The sequence below is a fragment of the Brevibacillus sp. TJ4 genome (assembly GCF_044627595.2).
Classification (GTDB): domain Bacteria; phylum Bacillota; class Bacilli; order Brevibacillales; family Brevibacillaceae; genus Brevibacillus.
In genome coordinates, this window is the sequence record NZ_CP185865.1 from 37601 (window position 1) to 56603 (window position 19003).

A 19003-nucleotide genomic window follows, 5' to 3' on the forward strand; every position below is an offset into this window, starting at 1 on the left:
CTGTTTGCCTGTAGTCCGCCTATGCGGGACAGACGCTGCCCGCGTCCCGCCTAGGCGGATGTTTGTTTGGGCACCGCTTAGACCGACGCGGCATTTTTTGTGGGCAAATGCAAAGCGGAAGACAGGAGATTGATCGTACTTGGATAAATATAACAGTACGTACTATTCTGCTTAACGGGGTGGGGGTCCTATGAAAGCGAGTCAAACGCTGAAGCAAAGATCGTTGCGTAAAGTGCAGCAAGCCGCAAAAGAAATCGAAACGCTCTTGCAAGAAGGGACGGTCCAGGCCAACAGCGCGAAAATCAGACAAAGGCTGGACGACCTGCTGGAAGGAGACGAATATTTTGTGCTCGTCACGCGGGAGGGTCTCGGGATCATTCACACCAACCGGTTGCGGGAAGGCACGCTGTTCAACGATGAAGTCGGCTTACGCGCCGCACGAACCAATGAACCGTTGGCACAAATGTATCCGCGCAACACCGGTGAGCTTTTGCTGGACACATCAGTACCCATCCAGGTAAAAGGAGAAAGCGCTTACAGTTTGCGCCTGGGCGTGATTGTACCCGCTCTGTCCTACGGTTGGAGGCTGGTGGCGGCCTTCGTCATGCCCGTTTGTTTTGCAACAGTCGGTCTGTGGCTGGCGCAGTCGCCCTGGACAAAAGGAGCAGTGGCAGCGATAGCTCTCGTGCTCGCCGTTTGCATCGGGCTGTTGACCCATCACAATTTCCGCCACAACTGGCGTGATTGGATGAGGGTCACAAAAGCTATTTCATCCGGCAAGCTGAAAGCGAGGGTGCAGACCAAACGGCGCGATGAATGGGGGCAAATGTCGTTTGAAATCAACAAAATGATTATCGGGATTCACGGCATATTGGCGGAGCTGCGGCAGACGTCGCATGCGACCAGAGAGATCAGTACGAAGCAGGACGCGATGGTTCAGGAGCTTTTAAGCGCTTCCGAGCAGCTATCTGCCGGTCTGCAGCAGGTGCACGGCGGAGCGGTAGAGCAGGCGAGCCTGGTTGAAGATACAGAGGCGGTTTTAAAAAAAATTACGGCATTGATTCGCAAAGCCGGGATCGAGTTGAAAGAGACCAGTACGCTGACCCAGGAAGCCGAACGGGCTGCCCAGGAGGGAATCGCAAAAACGGCTCATTTGCACATGCAAATGCAGCGTATCGAGCAGGCGAGCCATACGACAGAAACGTCTATGCATGAGCTGGAACGCCAGGCATCCGGGATTGAGCAAATGATTCGCGACATCCGGGAAATCGCCGAGCAAACAAACCTGCTGGCGCTGAATGCAGCGATCGAAGCCGCGCGAGCCGGTGCGGAAGGACGGGGATTTGCCGTCGTCGCCGATGAGGTGCGCAAGCTGGCAAACCGGGCAGACGAAGCCGCTTCCCACATCATGGACGTCGCCGATGCGATTATCAAGAAGTCTCATCAGACCGTACAAGTCGTTCAGGAGGAGAGACAGGAGGTGCAAAGCGGGCTTGCGCTCGTGCAGGAGCTGCAAACCATCGTGCATGTGCTGTCGGAAAAATCAGCCCTCTGTGCGACGCATACGACGCGCAATGCGGAAGTCATGGGCGAAGTGCTGCGCGATGTCGATGAGGCCGAACATAATATCGAGAAGGTCATGCACATCTCGCAAAGTTTTTCTGTATCCGCGAAAGAAGCGGCAGCGGCCGGCGAGGTCCAGCTAAACGCAACCGAGCAGGTCGCCGATCAGGCCAGACGCCTCCACGAGACATCGGTGAAGATTCACCAGATTGCCGAGCGGTTTGATCTGTAAGCGCGTAAGTACAACACAATAGCTTGCGGGTTTCCAAAGGAAGCCACGATCAACCAGGGTAGAGCATGGTGGTCGTGGTTTTTTTGCTGGTCGGGTAATTTGATCCGTTCGGCGAGCGTGACACTTTCCGTCAGCAGCACTGACTGTTTATGACCATTTGTGATTGTTTTTGACTGAATTTGCGTGTATAATCAAAGTCAATCCGATGGCACTGCCAGAAGGGAGGGTACGATGCTAACTCCGGAACGTCATCAGTTGATTATCACGCTCGTAAAAGAAAAAGATTTCGTGCGCATCCATGAACTTGTCGAGGCGACAGGAGCGTCCGAGTCGACGATCCGGCGGGATTTGAGCGAATTGGAAGAACAGCGCCTGCTCAAGCGCGTCCACGGCGGAGCATCTGTGCTGCAAAGCAAAATCGAGGAGCCGACGATTCTGGAAAAGTCGGTCAAACGCGAGCGGGAAAAAACGGCGATCGCCAAATACGCGGCCAGCCTGGTAAACGATCGCGACTCGATTTTCATCGATGCGGGCACCACGACCTATCAAATGCTGCCGTACTTGCCCGAGAACATCATGGTCGTGACGAATGGGGTGGATATAGCCCTCCAACTGATCAAGCGCAACATCCGCACGATTCTTCTCGGAGGCGAATTGAAAGCGGCTACATTGTCGCTCGTCGGGCGAGACGCGATCAAGTCGCTCAGCCAATACCGCTTTGACAAATGCTTTCTGGGCATGAACGGGATCGATCAAAGCCACGGTCTGACGACACCCGATCCCGATGAGGCGTACGTCAAGCAGTTGGCGCTGCAGTTTTCGGATGAACGCTTTGTCTTGTGCGACTCAGACAAATTTTCGCGCGTCACGTTTGCCAAAGTGGGCGACCTGCACGGAATCACGCTCATCACGGATAGTGGTATCAGCCAAGAGGAACAACAAGTATACAGCAGATTAACAACTCTCAAAGTGGTGAAAGCATGATTTATACAGTAACCCTGAATCCATCGATCGACTACCATATCTGGCTGTCTGTCCTGTCGCAAGGAACGATTCACGAGGCGAAAAAAGAGTGGAAGGTCGCAGGCGGAAAAGGAATCAATGTCTCCAAGGTTCTCCGCACCCTCGGCGAAGACAGCACGGCGCTGGGGTTTGTCGGAGGATTTACGGGAGCGTTTATACAGCAGCAGATCGAGCAAGCCGGCATTTCCCATCAGTTTATTCAGATTGATCACGATTCACGGATCAACGTAAAAATCAAGGCCGAGAGCGAGACGGATATTAGCGGGGTCTCCCCCCCGATTCCCGAAGAAGCGCTTGAGCGCCTGCTTGCGCAGATTGATCGTTTGCAAAGCGGCGATTACCTCGTCCTCGCCGGAAGCGTCCCCAAGAGCTTGCCCGCCGACATGTACCAGATGATCATGCAGCGGCTGCGCGGCAAGGGAGTGCGCATTTTCCTCGACGCCAAAGGACAGGCCCTGAAAAACGGTTTGTCGGAAGAGCCGTTCCTGATCAAACCGAATCACCATGAACTGGGCGAATTGTACGGCGTGACGATTGCCACTCCTGCTGAAGCGATCGAATGGGGGCGAAAAGCGCTTCAAATGGGCGCACAAAACGTCATCGTCTCGATGGCTGGACAAGGAGCGGTCTTTGTCAACCGGGAAGGGGCTTATCTCGCTTCGATTCCGCAGCGCAAACCGGTCAATTCGATCGGTGCGGGAGACTCGATGGTCGCTGGATTTCTCTACGGGCTGACACGCGGGATGAATACCGAAGCGGCGTTTCGGTTTGCCGTGGCTGCCGGGAGTGCGACCGCCCTGTCGGAAGGCTTTTGCACGCATGAAAAGATAGAAGCATTTATTCAGGACGTTACGATTACCGCCATTTCGTGAAGGGGGGTTACCCATGAACAATGAAATTCGCATTGCTGATTTGCTGAAACCGGAGACGATCGTCCTTTCTTTGTCGGCAACTGCCAAAGAAGCCGTGCTGGATGAGCTGATCGAGCAACTGGACAAAGCAGGTCGGCTGAACGACAAGGATGGCATGAAGCAGGCCATTCTCGCCCGCGAGGCTCAAGGCTCTACGGGAATTGGCGAGGGAATTGCCATCCCGCATGCCAAGACAGCCGCGGTCAAGACGCCTGCCATCGCCTACGGTTTTTCCAAAGAGGGCGTGGATTTCGATTCTCTGGACCAGCAAAAGGCGCATCTGTTCTTTATGATCGCCGCGACCGAAGACGCCAACCAGGCTCATCTGGCGACACTGGCAAAGCTCGCCCAGATGCTCATGGACGAGTCGTTTCGCCAGGAGCTGATGAAAGCAGAGACGAAAGAACAGGTACTTGCGATTATTACGCGCAAGGAAAAGGAACTCCAGGGCGAAAATGAAAGCGTTGCAGAAGACGAGCCGGCCAACCAGCAGCACAGGTCTGCCAAAGTGGTCGCGGTAACGGCTTGCCCGACCGGCATCGCTCACACCTACATGGCTGCCGATGCGCTGAAGAAAAAGGCGGCGGAGTTGGGAATTTCGCTCAAGGTGGAGACGAACGGTTCCGGAGGAGTGAAAAACAGGCTGACGTCGCAGGATATTGAAGAAGCGACTGCTGTCATCGTAGCTGCCGACAAGCAGGTGGAGATGGAGCGTTTCGCCGGAAAAATTCTCATCGAAGTGCCGGTAGCCGAAGGAATCCGCAATGCCGAAGACCTGCTGCAGCGTGCAGTCAATCAGCAGGGCAGCGTCTATCAGGGGGGCGCGACCAGTTATCAGCAAAAGATTCAGGACGGCAAAGATGAGAAAAAGTCCAAGCAGCCGGCCTTTTACCGCCATTTGATGAATGGCGTGTCCAATATGCTTCCGTTTGTCGTAGGCGGCGGGATCATCATTGCGATCAGCTTCTTGTTCGGGATCAATGCCTCTGATCCGAACGATCCGTCCTTCCATCCGCTGGCGAAAGTGTTGATGGACATCGGTGGAGGAACGGCATTTCAACTGATGATTCCGGTGCTGGCAGGATTTATCGCTTCCAGTATCGCCGATCGGCCCGGCTTTGCTCCCGGCATGGTGGGAGGATTATTGGCGACTGTATCCGAGTCTGGCTTCCTCGGAGGAATCATCGCCGGCTTTTTGGCCGGATACATCGTGCTCGGGCTGAAAAGACTGTTTGCCGGACTGCCGCAATCGCTCGAAGGGATCAAGCCGATGCTGCTGTACCCGCTGCTGGGTATTTTGATCACCGGCTTTGTCATGGTCTACATCGTCTCCGATCCCGTGGCGGCAGCCAACACGGCGCTTGGCAACTGGCTGAAAAACATGGGTACGGGAAATGCTATTATTCTCGGTGTCATTTTGGGCGCGATGATGTCCTTTGACATGGGGGGACCTGTGAACAAGGCTGCTTTTACGTTTGGGATCGCGATGATTGCCGAGGGCAACTACGCCCCGCACGCCGCCATTATGGCAGCCGGCATGACTCCACCGCTGGGCATTGCCTTGGCGACTACCCTGTTCAAAAAGAAATTTACTGCCGAAGAGCGGCAAGCGGGCAAAACCGCTTACGTCCTGGGCGCTTCCTTCATCACCGAAGGGGCGATCCCGTTTGCGGCGGCTGACCCTACCCGCATCATTCCTTCCGTCACGGCCGGTTCTGCCGTTGCGGGCGGATTGTCGATGCTGTTCGGGTGCACATTGCCAGCTCCGCATGGCGGTTTGTTCGTACTGCCTGTTGTCGGCAACTGGCCGCTGTACCTCGTTTCAATTGTTGCGGGCGTCATTGTTACGACCCTGATGATAAAAGTACTGAAAAAAGACATTGCAGAATAAAAAGGAGTTGGACATCATGTTGACCAAAACATTCACCATTCAAAATCCGAGCGGCATCCACGCCCGTCCGGCCACGCTGTTTGTACAAAAAGCGACCTCCTTTCCGTGCGAAGTGAACGTCATCAAAGGCAGCAAGAAAATCAACGGCAAGAGCATCATGGGCTTGATGACGCTGGGAGCGGCCAAGGGAGATCAGATTACGCTGGAAATCTCCGGAGAACAGGCAGAGGAAGCGATGGAGGAGCTCGGCAAGCTGCTCGAGTCGGTTCACGAGTAACAGACAGAAAGCCGCCTTCGGGGAACGAGGGTGTGGCTTTGACAAGGAGTGATCGTGATGTTGCGAAAAGGGATTGCTGCAGCTCCCGGGATCGTCATCGGCCGCGCTGTAGTAAAAGCAGAAGAGACGCTTCACTATGATCGGCATACGCTGGATCCGGACCAGGTAGGGGCAGAGCTCGACCGCTTTCGCGCGAGTGTGAAGGCGGCCGACCATGACCTGGAGCAGATCAAGGAAAAGACCCGCCGCGAGATCGGAGAAGGGGAAGCGCGTATATTCGAAGCGCACCAACTGTTTTTGCAGGACCCGGAGTTTGTAGGTTCAATTGAGGCGAAGATCGAGAGTGAAAGAGTGAATGCCGAGGCTGCCGTACAAGAGGTGCGGGACAGCTTTGTGGCGATCTTTGAAAGCATGGACGACGAGTACATGCGCGAGCGGGCGGCCGATTTGCGAGACGTCAGCCAGCGATTGCTGAAAAAGCTGCTCGGCGTCCACGATGAGCTGCAAGCCGATTTCGCCGAGCCGGTGGTGCTTGTCGTGCACGACCTGACGCCATCCGATACGGCGCAGCTTGACCGCGACAAGGTAAAAGGATTTATCACCAATATCGGCGGGCGTACGTCCCACTCCGCGATCATGGCGCGCACCATGGAAATCCCGGCGGTGGTCGGCATGTCCGACATCACAGAGCGCCTGCAAACCGGCGACCTCGTCATCGTCGACGGGCTCCAAGGCGAAGTCCACATCCGCCCGGACCAGGCTCTCGTCGAGACGTATGAAGAAAAGCGCCTCGCCTACGAGAAGCAAAAGGCGGACTGGGCTCGCCTCGTCCATGAGGAAAGTGTAACGGCAGACGGGCATCGCGTGGAGTTGGCCGCCAACATCGGAAACCCGCAAGACGCCGTTCAGGCGCTGGAGAATGGAGCGGAGGGCATCGGGCTGTTTCGTACCGAGTTCCTCTACATGGGCAGAGACTCGTTTCCCTCGGAAGAAGAGCAGTTCGCCGCGTACAAGGCGGTAGCCGAGACGATGGGCCAGGATCGCCCGGTCGTCATCCGCACGCTCGATATTGGCGGGGACAAAGAACTGCCCTACCTCGATCTGCCCAAGGAGTTGAATCCGTTTCTCGGCTACCGGGCGATTCGCCTGTGCCTGGACCGCGTGGATTTGTTCAAGACGCAGCTTCGCGCTTTGCTGCGGGCAAGCGCGTACGGAAACGTGAAAATCATGTACCCGATGATTGCGACACTGGCGGAGCTGCGCCGGGCCAACCAGATTTTGAACGAAGTGAAGGCCGAGCTGCGCAGCCAGAACATTGCATTCAACGAAGAGCTGGAAGTAGGGATTATGATCGAAATTCCGGCTGCCGCCCTGGTCGCCGACCAACTGGCGAAGGAAGCCGATTTCTTCAGTATCGGGACCAACGACTTGATTCAGTACGTGATGGCAGCGGACAGAATGAACGAGCAAGTCTCCTACCTGTACGATCCGTACAATCCGGCGATTTTGCGACTGATCCACCAGGTCATCAAGGCCGCCCACCAGGAAGGAAAATGGGTCGGCATGTGCGGAGAAATGGCCGGGGAGGAGCTGGCAATTCCGATATTGCTCGGATTCGGGCTCGATGAGTTCAGCATGAGCGCCACTTCCATCCTGCGCGCACGCCATCTGCTCAAAAAGCTGGATTACCAGTCGCTGCAGCAAATCTCGCAGCACGTCCTCTCGCTGGAGAGCGGCGAGGAGATCAAAGCGTATATTCAGGAGTCGGTTCTAAACAAGTTGTGATGATAGATTGCAGGTTTGCCTCATACAAATAAGGAGAGAGCCCCGTGTGCGTCAGGCATAAAGGACGAGGGGGTTCCTCCTGTTTTTTTATGTCCGGGAAACAGTCTTGTTGAAATGAGGGAAACCATGCAGGAAATCCAACTTACCGTCAATAAAACAAACGGCCTTCATTTGCGGATGGTCGCTGCCCTGATCGCCAAATTGCAGTCCCTTTTGCAAAATACAGACGTGCTGCGCAACATTTACGTACTGCACAATGGGCGCAAGGTAGCCATTACGAGCCTCCTCTCCCTTGTTTCGCTGAAGATTCAGAAGGGCGGGCAGGTCACGTTCCGGTTTGAGGAGGAAGTTCAGCCAGAGGTGCTGGATGAGCTGCGGAACTTCATGGAGAGCAGCGACGCCCAGGAAGCGCCTGATATGAGGCAGACCGACCAATTGCTGATCGAGAATTCGACCGCGATCGATGTCGTGCTCTCCAGCCTTCCCTACGGAATCGTCATCGTCAACCAGGAAAACGTCATCACCTACGTCAATGCAGAAGCCACCAAGCTGTTGGGTCATAGCGACCACGAACTCCTCAATCAGTCTGCAGAAGCAGTCATTCCCCACTCCCGCCTCCAACAAGTCCTCAAGACGGGCAAAGCGGAAATCGGCAAACGGCAAAAGCTGGGCAACCGGATCATCATCACCAACCGCTCCCCGATCATGTATGAAAACCAGTTGATTGGCGCAGTCGCGCTCTTTCAGGACATCTCCACCGTAGTCGAGCTGAGCAAGGAATTGAAGGAAGTAAAGGCGCTAAAGGAGCAGCTCGATCTCGTGCTTAGATCCGTCGAGGAGCTGATCGGATTTTTCGACCAGAAGGGCCGGCTTTTGTACGCCAATGCCCAACTGGAACAGCTTATGAAGCAGCTGCGCAAACACGACAAAAACTTCATCACCTCGCTGATGGAGACAGCCGGGTGGAAACAGCAAATTCGCACGGGCAAATGTGTCACCGATGCGATCGAGCTCGATCCCCACTCCCGGTTTATCGTGAAGCTGCATCCGGTGATCGTGGACGGTGAATACTGTGGAAGCGTGCTGACGATGAATCATTTTAATGAGGTGAAGGCGCTGATGGAGCAACTGAACATCGCGCGGGAGCACACCCGTTACCTGGAGACGGAGCTATCCAAGCACCAGCCGCTGGACGAAGGCTTCTCCCCGATCGTCGGGTACAGCGGAGCGCTGATGGAAAGCCTGTCAATCGCAAACAAGGCGGCAAAGACAGACTCCACCGTGCTCATCACAGGAGAGAGTGGCACGGGAAAGGAGCTGGTTGCCCGCGCCATCCACGAATCGAGCATCCGAAAAAACAAGCCGTTTATCCGCGTCAACTGCGGTGCGATCCCCCACAATCTGGTGGAGAGCGAGCTGTTCGGTCACGAACGGGGCGCGTTCACCGGCGCGGTGTCCGAACGCCGCGGCAAGTTCGAGCTGGCTGACAAGGGGACGATCTTCCTCGATGAAATCGGCGACCTGAACATCGACCTGCAGGCAAAGCTGCTGCGAGTGATTCAGGAGCGAGAGTTTGAGCGGGTAGGCGGACAGGAAACGATCAAGATCGACGTCCGGCTGGTGGCGGCGACGCACCGCGACCTGCAAAAAATGGTGCAGGCAGGCGAATTCCGCGAAGATTTGTACTATCGATTGCACGTCATCCCTGTCCATTTGCCGCCGTTGCGCAAACGCAAGGAAGACATCCCCCTTCTGGCCAGTCATTTCCGCGAAAAACTCAATGTGCGCCTGGGAAAAAATATCAAGGCTTATGAGAGCGGTTTCATGCAAGCGCTGATGGCCTACGAGTGGCCGGGGAACATCCGCGAGATGCAAAACGTCATGGAGCGAGCCATCAATTTGTGCGAGGGTGACACGTTGACGATCAAGGATTTGCCGGATTACATCGTCCAAACGCCTGTACACGAGGCGGAAAGCTGCCGCCCTGCCGAGTCGCCCTATTTGCGGGAGGGCAAGATTCGCCGCATGGAAGAGTACGAAAAGGAAATTCTGGAGGTCGCGATGCAGCACTATACGAGCTTTAATCAGGCAGCCAAAGCGCTCGGCTGGACGCATAAGACAGTCGCGAGCAAAGTGCGAAAGTACGGGCTGGAAGCCTCCCTTGGGAAAAAGGATCAAGGCCGTTGAGCGATTTTCCCAGCAAAAGGCCTCCATAATGCAGACTCGGCATCGCCCAAACAGGGCGAATCCAGCAAAATTGGCTCTCACAGGAATTGGCACGAGAGTTGCTCATAGACAGAAGCAACAAATCCAAGGAAGCGCTAGGAGGGACAAATATGAAAAAGCTCATCAATCATCCGGAACAGGTCGTTCGAGACATGATCGACGGAATGGTGCTGGCCCATCCGCAAAAGATTCGAAATATCCCGGACACGACGGTGCTTGTTCGGGCAGATGCGCCCGTGGCGGGCAAGGTTGCCGTAGTAAGCGGCGGGGGCAGCGGACATGAGCCTGCCCATGCCGGGTTTGTCGGTGCGGGCATGCTGGATGGAGCAGTCGCCGGGGAAGTGTTCACCTCGCCTACGCCAGACCAGGTGCTGGCAGCGATCAAGGCGGTAGACAGCGGCGCAGGAGTGTTGCTGGTCATCAAAAACTACTCCGGCGACCTGATGAATTTCGAGATCGCTGGCGAATTGGCGGAAGCGGAAGGCATTTCCGTGGCAAAAGTCGTGGTCAACGATGATGTGGCGGTGGAAAACAGCACTTATACAACAGGGCGCAGAGGGATTGCCGGAACCGTATTTGTGCACAAGATCGCGGGTGCCTTGGCTGAACGAGGAGCCTCTTTGGCCGAAGTCGAGCAGGTTGCCCGCAAGGTAGTCGACAATGTAGGCAGCATGGGCATGGCATTGAGTCCGTGCACGGTGCCTGCGGCGGGCAAGCCCGGTTTTACGCTGGGCGAAGACGAGATGGAGATCGGCATGGGGATACACGGAGAGCCAGGCACGCATCGCGCAGCAATCGCGACCGCAGATGAGGTGGCAGCCGCATTGACCGGAAAAATTCTCGACGATCTCGTGCTTGAGGCAGGTGACAAAGTAGCCGTGATGATTAACGGTCTCGGCTCTACCCCGGTCATGGAACTGTATATCGTGTACAAGAAAGTGGCGGACATTCTCCAGCAGCAAGGAATCGGGATCTATGACACCTATGTCGGCGAGTACATGACTTCGCTGGAAATGGCAGGCTGCTCGGTTACGTTGCTGAAGCTGGATGACCAGTTGACCGAATTGCTGGATGCCCCGGCAGATACGATCGCCTGGAAAAAAGGATAAAGCGAAATGTAAGCGCTACGGTCAGCAGAAAGAGAGGTTCAGATGAGCAGAGTCGGAATAGTTCTGGTCTCGCACAGCAGCAGTCTGGTCGCTGGTCTGCACGAGCTGCTGGCGCAACTGCCGCACGATGTTCCGGTGGCGACAGCAGGGGGTACGGATGATGGGGAGATCGGCACGAGCGCGACGAAAATCCAATTGGCGATTGAGCAGGTCTACTCGGAGCGAGGGGTCATCGTGCTGTTCGATCTCGGCAGCGCCTATATCAACGCCGAGCTGGCTATCGAGTGGCTCGACGAGGGGCGACGGGCTAATGTCGTGATCGCCGATGCCCCATTGGTGGAAGGGGCGTATGCGGCTGTGGTGCTGTCGGGCTGCGGCGGGTCGCTGCAGGAAGTGCTGAATGCCGCACAAGAGGCCAAACAGTTGGAAAAATTATGAATGTATCAGAGGTGACACCGTTGATCATTTCCGTTGAGCAAATCGTCGGTTGGCTGATGAAGACCAATGAACGCATTCAGGCGAATAAAGACTACTTGACCGAACTGGACCAGCTTGTAGGAGACGGGGACCATGGCATTAACATGGCGCGCGGGTTTCGCGAGGTAGCGTCAGGTCTTGCCAGCGGGAGCCATGCAGATATAGGCACCGTGCTGCACCAGGCAGGCATCGTGCTGATTTCCAAAGTAGGGGGCGCCTCCGGACCGCTGTACGGGACGGCGCTGATGAAGATGGGCTCGGCGCTGAAAGGAAAGCAGCAGATCGGTCTGCCTGAACTCGCCTTGGCGCTGCAAGAAGCCATCGCCGGTATCAAAATGCGGGGAAAGGCACAGGCAGGAGATAAAACCATGCTGGATTTGTGGGAGCCTTTCGCCGCGTTCGTGCAGCAGTCGGAGAGTGGCTTGTCGTACGAGCGTTTTCGCGCGCTGTGTGAGGAGCAATTGGAGCAGATCAAGCAATGGGAGGCGAAGCGGGGGAGAGCGTCCTTCCTCGGCAGCAGGTCGATTGGCCATCCCGATCCGGGAGCCGTATCGTCGTTTTATCTGTTTGATTCCCTCTGCCTGACCATCACGGAAAGCGGGGCAACAGCATGAACGTAATCGAGAAAGAGATCGAGGTCGGCCGTCCTGACGGCATCCACGCCCGGCCAGCCGGCGAATTGATGAAACGAATGAGGCAGTTTGAGAGTACAGTGGAGCTGCAATTCGGAGACAAGAAGGTAGACGCCAAAAGCATCATTCAGCTCATGTCGCTCGCGATCAAACAAGGAAACGTCGTAGCCGTACGGATCAGCGGAGAGGATGCTGCAGAAGCGCTGAACGAGCTGGAGCTGTTTTTGCGCGGAGACAACGGATTGTAAATGAGATACGAACGCTGGGCACAGGAAACCAGCAGCCAGTATCTCGTATCGTACGGAGGTATCGGCTGCTTTTGCTTCCGGAAAGGGGGTGGGACATTTTGTAAGCGTTTTTATTATTTTATTTCTTAGATGAAAGGAGTAGGTAGGATGTCACCGTTTATTGGAGAACTGATAGGGACGATGATTTTGATTATTTTGGGTGCTGGAGTGTGTGCAGGCGTCAACCTCAAAAAATCGTATGCGCAAAACGGCGGATGGATCGTCATCACGCTCGGCTGGGGGATGGCAGTCGCGATGGGCGTATACGCTGTCGGCCAGATCAGCGGGGCACATCTCAACCCGGCCGTCACACTGGGGTTGGCGAGTATCGGTGAATTTCCGTGGGCACAGGTTCCGGGATACATGCTCGCCCAGGTGGCAGGAGCCTTTTTGGGCGCGACCTTTGTCTGGCTCTTTTACTATCCGCATTGGCAGGCGACAGAGGACCCGGGCACAAAGCTCGGCGTATTCTCGACCGGTCCGGCGATCAAGCATACGCCAGCCAATCTCATCAGCGAAATTTTGGGTACATTCTTCCTGCTGCTCGGCCTTTTGTTTATCGGAGCGAATTCGTTTTCAGAGGGGCTAAATCCGTTTGTCATCGGCTTCTTGATTGTCGCCATCGGTCTTTCCTTGGGCGGAACCACGGGCTACGCGATCAATCCAGCCCGTGACCTGGGCCCGCGCATTGCGCACGCCTTGCTGCCCATTCACGGAAAAGGCGACTCCAACTGGGGCTACGCGTGGATTCCGGTAGTCGGCCCGCTGCTCGGCGGTGTTCTCGGTGCCCTCTTCTATAAAGCAGCGTTTGTCAATCAATCGGTCACGGCAGTCGTCATCTTTGTCGTCGTGCTCCTCGTGGCAATCTTCATAGCCAGGGCAAGCGACAAAAAGGACGATGTTGACCCACAAAGAAAAATAGCAGGGTAAGGACAAAGCCAACCCATGCTATCAAAAGCAAACATTCAATTCCCACTATTATAATCATTCTAAGGAGGGATCACAAGGATGGAGAAAACGTATATGCTGTCGCTCGATCAGGGAACGACCAGTTCGCGAGCCATCCTGTTCGACCGCTCAGGAGCGATCATCGGAGTGGCGCAGAAGGAATTTACGCAAATCTACCCGAAACCAGGCTGGGTTGAACATAATGCAGAAGAAATCTGGGAGTCGCAGTTGGAAGTGTTGAAGGCGGTTTTGCTGGAAAATCACGTGAAGCCGGAGCAAATCGTCGGCATCGGCATCACCAACCAGCGGGAAACAGCGGTCGTATGGGATAAGCGCACTGGCAAGCCCGTTTATCATGCGATTGTCTGGCAGAGCAGGCAAACGGCGGATATTTGCAATCAGCTCAAGGAACAAGGGTACGAGGCGACCATTCGGGAAAAGACCGGCTTGCTCATCGATGCCTACTTCTCCGGGACAAAAGTAAAATGGATTCTCGACAATGTCGAGGGAGCCAGGGAAGACGCGGAGAACGGCCACCTGCTGTTCGGAACGATCGACACGTGGCTGTTGTGGAAGCTGACCGACGGAGCCGTTCATGTTACCGACTACTCCAATGCTTCCCGGACGCTGATGTTCAACATTCACACCCTGGAGTGGGACCCGGAGCTGTTGGACATTTTGACTGTGCCTGCCAGCATGCTCCCGGAAGTGAGGCCCTCCAGCGAGGTGTACGGACACACCAGCGGACTGTTTGAGACGGCGATCCCGATCGCCGGTATTGCGGGCGACCAGCAGGCGGCGTTGTTCGGGCAGGCTTGCTTCGAGGAAGGAGCAGCCAAAAATACGTACGGAACAGGCTGCTTCATGCTGATGAACACCGGGGAAAAGGCCGTCAGCTCGCAAAACGGGCTGTTGACGACCATTGCCTGGGGCGTTGACGGAAAAGTGGAGTACGCCCTGGAAGGAAGCATTTTTGTCGCAGGCGCGACGGTGCAGTGGCTCCGCGACGGGCTCAAACTGATTGCCAATGCTTCGGATTCGGAAAAACACGCATCGGCTGTCGACAGTACGGATGGGGTCTATCTCGTTCCGGCTTTTGTCGGACTTGGTGCGCCCTATTGGGATATGGAAGCGAGAGGCGCGATCCTCGGGCTGACCAGGGGGACTACCCAGGATCACCTGATTCGCGCGGCTCTGGAATCGCTGGCCTATCAAACACGCGATGTGCTCGAGGCGATGGAGGCCGATTCCGGCATTACCCTGCAAAAGCTGGCGGTTGATGGCGGAGCGGTCGCCAACAACTTCCTGATGCAGTTCCAGGCGGACATCCTGGGAACGGAGGTCGAGCGTCCGCGCGTCAATGAAACGACCGCGCTGGGTGCGGCATATCTCGCCGGTCTTGCCGTAGGGTACTGGAACAGCAAGGAAGACATTGTCGCCAACAAAGTAGTCGAGCGCACGTTTACGCCTGAAATGGCCGAGGAACAGCGCGCCGGACTGTACAACGGGTGGAAGAAAGCAGTAGAAGCCACCATGGGCTACAAGCCGGGTAAATAATGTAGGTATCAGCGAAAGTGTAAAAAGGATATTCAGCCAGCAGCAAACGGAAGCGGTGTTGCACGCTCCTGCGCTGCTGGCTGTTTTTTGCGTAAATGTGGAAGGCGAACGATCGGTTCATTCGGATTTGCTGAAAATGGGGCTTTCACAGACAGGTTTTTTGCATAAATTCTTGTCCAAAAGACGAATATAAGGGGGGAATATCCTATTGACAGAATATAAGCCATGCGTTACGATGCTAGTGTAAAAAGCGAACAAAACTCATATCATACACGATTATCATTCGTATAACCTCAAAATATGGTTTGAGGGTCTCTACAAGGAACCGTAAATTCCTGGCTACGAATGGGTATACGCATACCCGTTTGACGCTAGGATTTTTTACTGTCCTGATCCAGCAGAAAAACCTACCGGAAAAACGCGGTTGCGCATCTTGTGGGAAGCCTCGATAGAGGTATTCTTATTGGAGAAATGGGAGGTAGATCGAATGAGCAAGTACGATGTGATTGTGGTAGGTGCCGGTCCAGCCGGGATTTTTGCCTGTTATGAGTTGACCTTGAAATTTCCTCATGCCAAAGTGCTGTTAATCGATAAAGGACATGATATATATTCCAGACGGTGCCCGATTCTGGAGGAAAAGATCAAGCTTTGCCCGCCACCGGCCGGGAAGAAGGAGTACGCCGGATGCTTGCCAGCCTGTTCTATCACCAGCGGATTCGGCGGTGCCGGAGCGTACAGTGACGGGAAGTTCAACATCACGACGGAGTTCGGCGGATGGATGACCGATTACCTCAGCCCGTCGCAAGTATTGGAACTGATTACGTACGTCGACCAGATCAACTTGCAGCATGGTGCGACGGAATCGATCACCGACCCTACGACAGATACGATCCGAAAGATCGAGCAGCGCGGGTACGCAGCAGGATTGAAATTGCTGCGGGCACAGGTGCGACACCTCGGTACCGAGCAAAACCTGCAAATCTTGCAATCTATCTTCGAATATTTGAAAGAGCGCATCGAAATGATGTTCAAGACAGAGGTCGAGGATATCCTCACCGTAAAAGAAGGGGACGCTCACCGGGTCACAGGCGTCGTCCTGAAGAACGGCAAGGAGTTGTCCAGCGATGCCGTCATCATCGGGCCGGGTCGTGATGGCTCCGCATGGCTGACCGATATTTTGAAAAAGCGCAAGCTGAAAATGTACAACAACCAGGTCGACGTCGGTGTGCGGGTAGAGACGTCAGACGTGGTCATGCAGGAGATCAATGAGCATCTGTACGAAGGGAAGTTTATCTTCAACACGTCCGTCGGTACTCGTGTCCGCACGTTTTGCAGCAACCCGTCCGGCCATGTCGTGGTCGAAAACCACAGCGGGGTGATGGCGGCAAACGGCCACTCCTACAAGGACCCGGCACTCGGTTCGAACAATACCAACTTTGCGCTGCTGGTCTCCCACAAATTCACCGAGCCGTTCGACAAGCCGAATGAGTACGCGCGGGAAATTTGCAAGCGGGCGAACGACCTGTCCAACGGCGGCGTGATCGTCCAGAAGTACGGCGACATTCTGCGGGGCAGACGCTCCACGGAGAGCCGGATCAAAGAGGGCTTCCTCGAACCGACGCTGAAAGAAGCGGTGCCGGGCGACCTCGGGCTGGTGCTTCCGTACAATACGATGAAAAGCCTGATCGAAATGGTCGAGGCGCTGGATAAGGTGACGCCGGGAATCGCCTCTGAGCACACCTTGTTCTACGGCGTGGAAGCGAAGTTCTACTCCGCCCGTCCGAAGCTGACAGAGCAATTTGAGACCGAGATCAAGGGATTGTTCTGCGGCGGAGATGGTGCCGGGATCACGCGCGGTCTGGCACAGGCAGGTGCGGCCGGTGTATGGATGGCGCGCGGCGTGATAGAAAAACTGGGATAAGTGACCCTGACTCGCAAAGAGCGGAGCGGGTGATGAAGGGTCGGTTGACAGAGATTCATCGCCGCGGTTGCTTGCCGCTGGTGAGGCATGCTTTTACAAAAGGTGAACGACAAGCGGGGCAAGAGGAGCATCTGCCGTACGCTTTCGTTTGCCTTTTTTGTTGTGATTATTATTTGTATTACAAATATAGCACCAAAAACATCATCGACTTACATAATGCTTAATTTTATCCCTGAAAATTTTCCTAAAATTTAATTTTTATGACACATTTACATTGATTTGTATTACATTAGTATTAAAATGGGAGTGGATTTGCACCCTATTCTTTCTGTCTGGGACAGCTGGCACGAAAAAGACTTACACACGCAAAAAAAGGAGTGGCTAACGATGAATTTGCTGCGCATGAATTCTTTACGCCCGAAGTTTCTGCTCATCTGTTTTTTGTTATTGGTTATTCCCTCCTTGGTAATTGGAGTCGTAGCCTACCAAATTGCCAAGTCGCAGTTGGACGAATCAGGCCAGGAACAGCTTAGGACACACGTCAAACTGGGGATCAGCATGATCAAGCTGCTGGACGAGCAAGTACAAGCGGGAAATCTGACGTTGGAAGAAGCGCAAGAAAGGTTTCGTCAGGAGATTTTCGGACCCAAGGATGCCGACAACGCACGTCCCGTCAATCAAGAATTAGTGGTTGGCCAAACGGGTTACCTCTACGCAGTTGATAAAAACGGTGTATCGGTGATGAACCCCAGAAATGAGGGTACTGATTTGTATGGCGTGGTTACGCCAGACGGAATCGAGATGGGCAAAACCATTGTCGAACTGGGAACAAGCGGCGGCGGATTTTATTCATACATATGGAACAATCCTCTTACTGGCAATGACGAAACAAAGATTTCCTATGTAGAATTAGACCAGAACTGGGGTTGGATTATCGGGTCCGGGGCCTATCTGAGCGAGTTTAACGCAGGATCGAGCGAAGTGCTTCGCTTCCTTACCATCACGCTTATTGTGGCTATTATCGTCGGTGCCATTATTGTTTGGCTGTTTATCAATTCCATCGTCAAACCAATCGGCGTCGTAGCCCAACAGGTGGAGAAGGTATCCAATGGCGATTTGACGATAGAAGCCTTGTCGTATAAACATAACGATGAAATCGGTCAATTGACACGCGACTTCAACACGATGACAGGCAATTTGCGGGAATTGATCGGCCATGTGTCCGTCAGTTCCGAACACGTCGCTTCTTTGTCCGAGGAATTGACGGCGAGCGCCCAGGAAACTTCCAAATCCGTCGAACAAATCGCCCTGTCTTCGCAGGAAGTGGCTACGGGAGCAGAAAACCAGGCTAAAACAGCAAACAAAACGAATGAAGTGGTCGGCGAAATTTCCAAAGGAATGGAGCATGTGGCAGATTCGATCCAGGCTGTCACCGACGCTGCCTACAATGCCAATCAGGTAGCAGCGAAAGGAAGAGAAGTCGTCATCCAGACCGTGGAACAGATGAATGTCGTACAAGATCGCGTCGGAGCGACAGCGCAGGTCATTCATTCGCTGGGTGATAAATCGAAAGAAATCGATCAGGTTGTTTCCCTGATTACGGAGATTGCCAACCAAACCAATCTGCTTGCCCTGAACGCGGCGATCGAGGCGGCCAGAGCAGGAGAGCACGGCAGAGGGTTTGCCGTGGTCGCGGATGAAGTACGGAAACTGGCAGCGCAGTCGGGCGAGGCAACGGAAAAAATCCGCAGCATTATTTTGGACATTCAGCAAGATACGCAAAATGCGGTCATTGCTATACAAGAAGGAACAAGCGCTGTGGATCTCGGAATGAAACAGGTGCAAGAAACCGGAGATAGCTTCCGCTCCATTGCGAAAATGATTGAGGATGTTTCCGCGCAGTCCCAGGAAGTGTCTGCCATTGTCCAGCAGGTTAGCTCCGGCTCGCAAAATATGGTAGCCATGATCGAATCCATTGCCGCTATTTCCGAGCAATCAGCTGCAAGTTCGCAAAATATGGCTGCCGCTTCGGAAGAACAGCTGGCATCGATGGAGGAGATCACTTCGTCGGCTGCGACGCTGGCAAATATGGCAGAAGAATTGCAGAGCCTGATCGGAAAATTCAAGGTTTAGCTTCTAAAGAAAGGAACAACATTTGCGCCAT

Annotated in this window: 15 protein-coding genes and 1 riboswitch; all 15 genes read left to right on the plus strand. The window is 54.5% G+C overall.

What is annotated here, in order from left to right; translation table 11 throughout:
* Positions 1-190 precede the first annotated feature (190 nt).
* Positions 191-1795, plus strand: a complete 1605-nt coding sequence (locus tag ACAF76_RS00190; RefSeq protein ID WP_400164471.1) for a methyl-accepting chemotaxis protein — start codon at positions 191-193, stop codon at positions 1793-1795.
* Between the two features lie 231 nt (positions 1796-2026).
* Positions 2027-2779, plus strand: coding sequence for a DeoR/GlpR family DNA-binding transcription regulator (locus ACAF76_RS00195; protein ID WP_400164470.1), 753 nt, complete (start codon positions 2027-2029; stop codon positions 2777-2779).
* Positions 2776-3690 (plus strand): 1-phosphofructokinase, encoded by a 915-nt coding sequence (gene pfkB, locus ACAF76_RS00200; protein ID WP_400164469.1) that lies wholly within the window; start codon positions 2776-2778, stop codon positions 3688-3690. Before ACAF76_RS00195 ends, pfkB begins: the two co-directional genes overlap by 4 nt.
* 13 nt (positions 3691-3703) lie before the next feature.
* Positions 3704-5620 (plus strand): fructose-specific PTS transporter subunit EIIC, encoded by a 1917-nt coding sequence (locus ACAF76_RS00205; RefSeq protein ID WP_400164468.1) that lies wholly within the window; start codon positions 3704-3706, stop codon positions 5618-5620.
* Positions 5621-5636: 16 nt separating this feature from the next.
* On the plus strand, positions 5637-5897 hold the full coding sequence (locus ACAF76_RS00210) for an HPr family phosphocarrier protein (protein ID WP_400164467.1): 261 nt from the start codon (positions 5637-5639) through the stop codon (positions 5895-5897).
* A 57-nt stretch (positions 5898-5954) separates the two neighbouring features.
* Positions 5955-7682, plus strand: coding sequence for a phosphoenolpyruvate--protein phosphotransferase (gene ptsP, locus ACAF76_RS00215; protein WP_400164466.1), 1728 nt, complete (start codon positions 5955-5957; stop codon positions 7680-7682).
* A gap of 126 nt (positions 7683-7808) precedes the next feature.
* Entirely contained in the window at positions 7809-9869 is a 2061-nt protein-coding gene (locus ACAF76_RS00220; protein WP_400164465.1) for a sigma 54-interacting transcriptional regulator, read from the plus strand.
* A gap of 149 nt (positions 9870-10018) precedes the next feature.
* Positions 10019-11017, plus strand: coding sequence for a dihydroxyacetone kinase subunit DhaK (gene dhaK, locus ACAF76_RS00225; protein ID WP_400164464.1), 999 nt, complete (start codon positions 10019-10021; stop codon positions 11015-11017).
* 42 nt (positions 11018-11059) lie between these two features.
* On the plus strand, positions 11060-11455 hold the full coding sequence (dhaM, locus tag ACAF76_RS00230; RefSeq protein WP_400164463.1) for a dihydroxyacetone kinase phosphoryl donor subunit DhaM: 396 nt from the start codon (positions 11060-11062) through the stop codon (positions 11453-11455).
* A 20-nt stretch (positions 11456-11475) separates the two neighbouring features.
* Positions 11476-12108 carry a dihydroxyacetone kinase subunit DhaL gene (gene dhaL, locus ACAF76_RS00235; protein WP_400164506.1) on the plus strand — a complete coding sequence of 211 codons (633 nt, stop codon included), beginning with the start codon at positions 11476-11478 and terminating at the stop codon, positions 12106-12108.
* Positions 12105-12374, plus strand: a complete 270-nt coding sequence (locus ACAF76_RS00240) for an HPr family phosphocarrier protein (protein ID WP_400164462.1) — start codon at positions 12105-12107, stop codon at positions 12372-12374. The genes dhaL and ACAF76_RS00240 overlap by 4 nt, the downstream gene beginning before the upstream one ends.
* Positions 12375-12521: 147 nt before the next feature.
* The gene (locus tag ACAF76_RS00245; protein ID WP_400164461.1) at positions 12522-13343 is read left to right on the plus strand and encodes an MIP/aquaporin family protein; all 822 of its coding nucleotides are present in this window, start codon (positions 12522-12524) and stop codon (positions 13341-13343) included.
* 78 nt (positions 13344-13421) lie between these two features.
* Positions 13422-14918, plus strand: a complete 1497-nt coding sequence (glpK, locus tag ACAF76_RS00250; protein WP_400164460.1) for a glycerol kinase GlpK — start codon at positions 13422-13424, stop codon at positions 14916-14918.
* 263 nt (positions 14919-15181) lie between these two features.
* A riboswitch (purine riboswitch) is annotated at positions 15182-15280 on the plus strand.
* Between the two features lie 125 nt (positions 15281-15405).
* Positions 15406-16839: an NAD(P)/FAD-dependent oxidoreductase gene (locus ACAF76_RS00255; protein WP_400164459.1), complete on the plus strand. Its 1434-nt coding sequence runs from the start codon at positions 15406-15408 to the stop codon at positions 16837-16839.
* A gap of 387 nt (positions 16840-17226) precedes the next feature.
* Positions 17227-18972 (plus strand): methyl-accepting chemotaxis protein, encoded by a 1746-nt coding sequence (locus ACAF76_RS00260; protein ID WP_400164458.1) that lies wholly within the window; start codon positions 17227-17229, stop codon positions 18970-18972.
* Positions 18973-19003 lie beyond the last annotated feature (31 nt).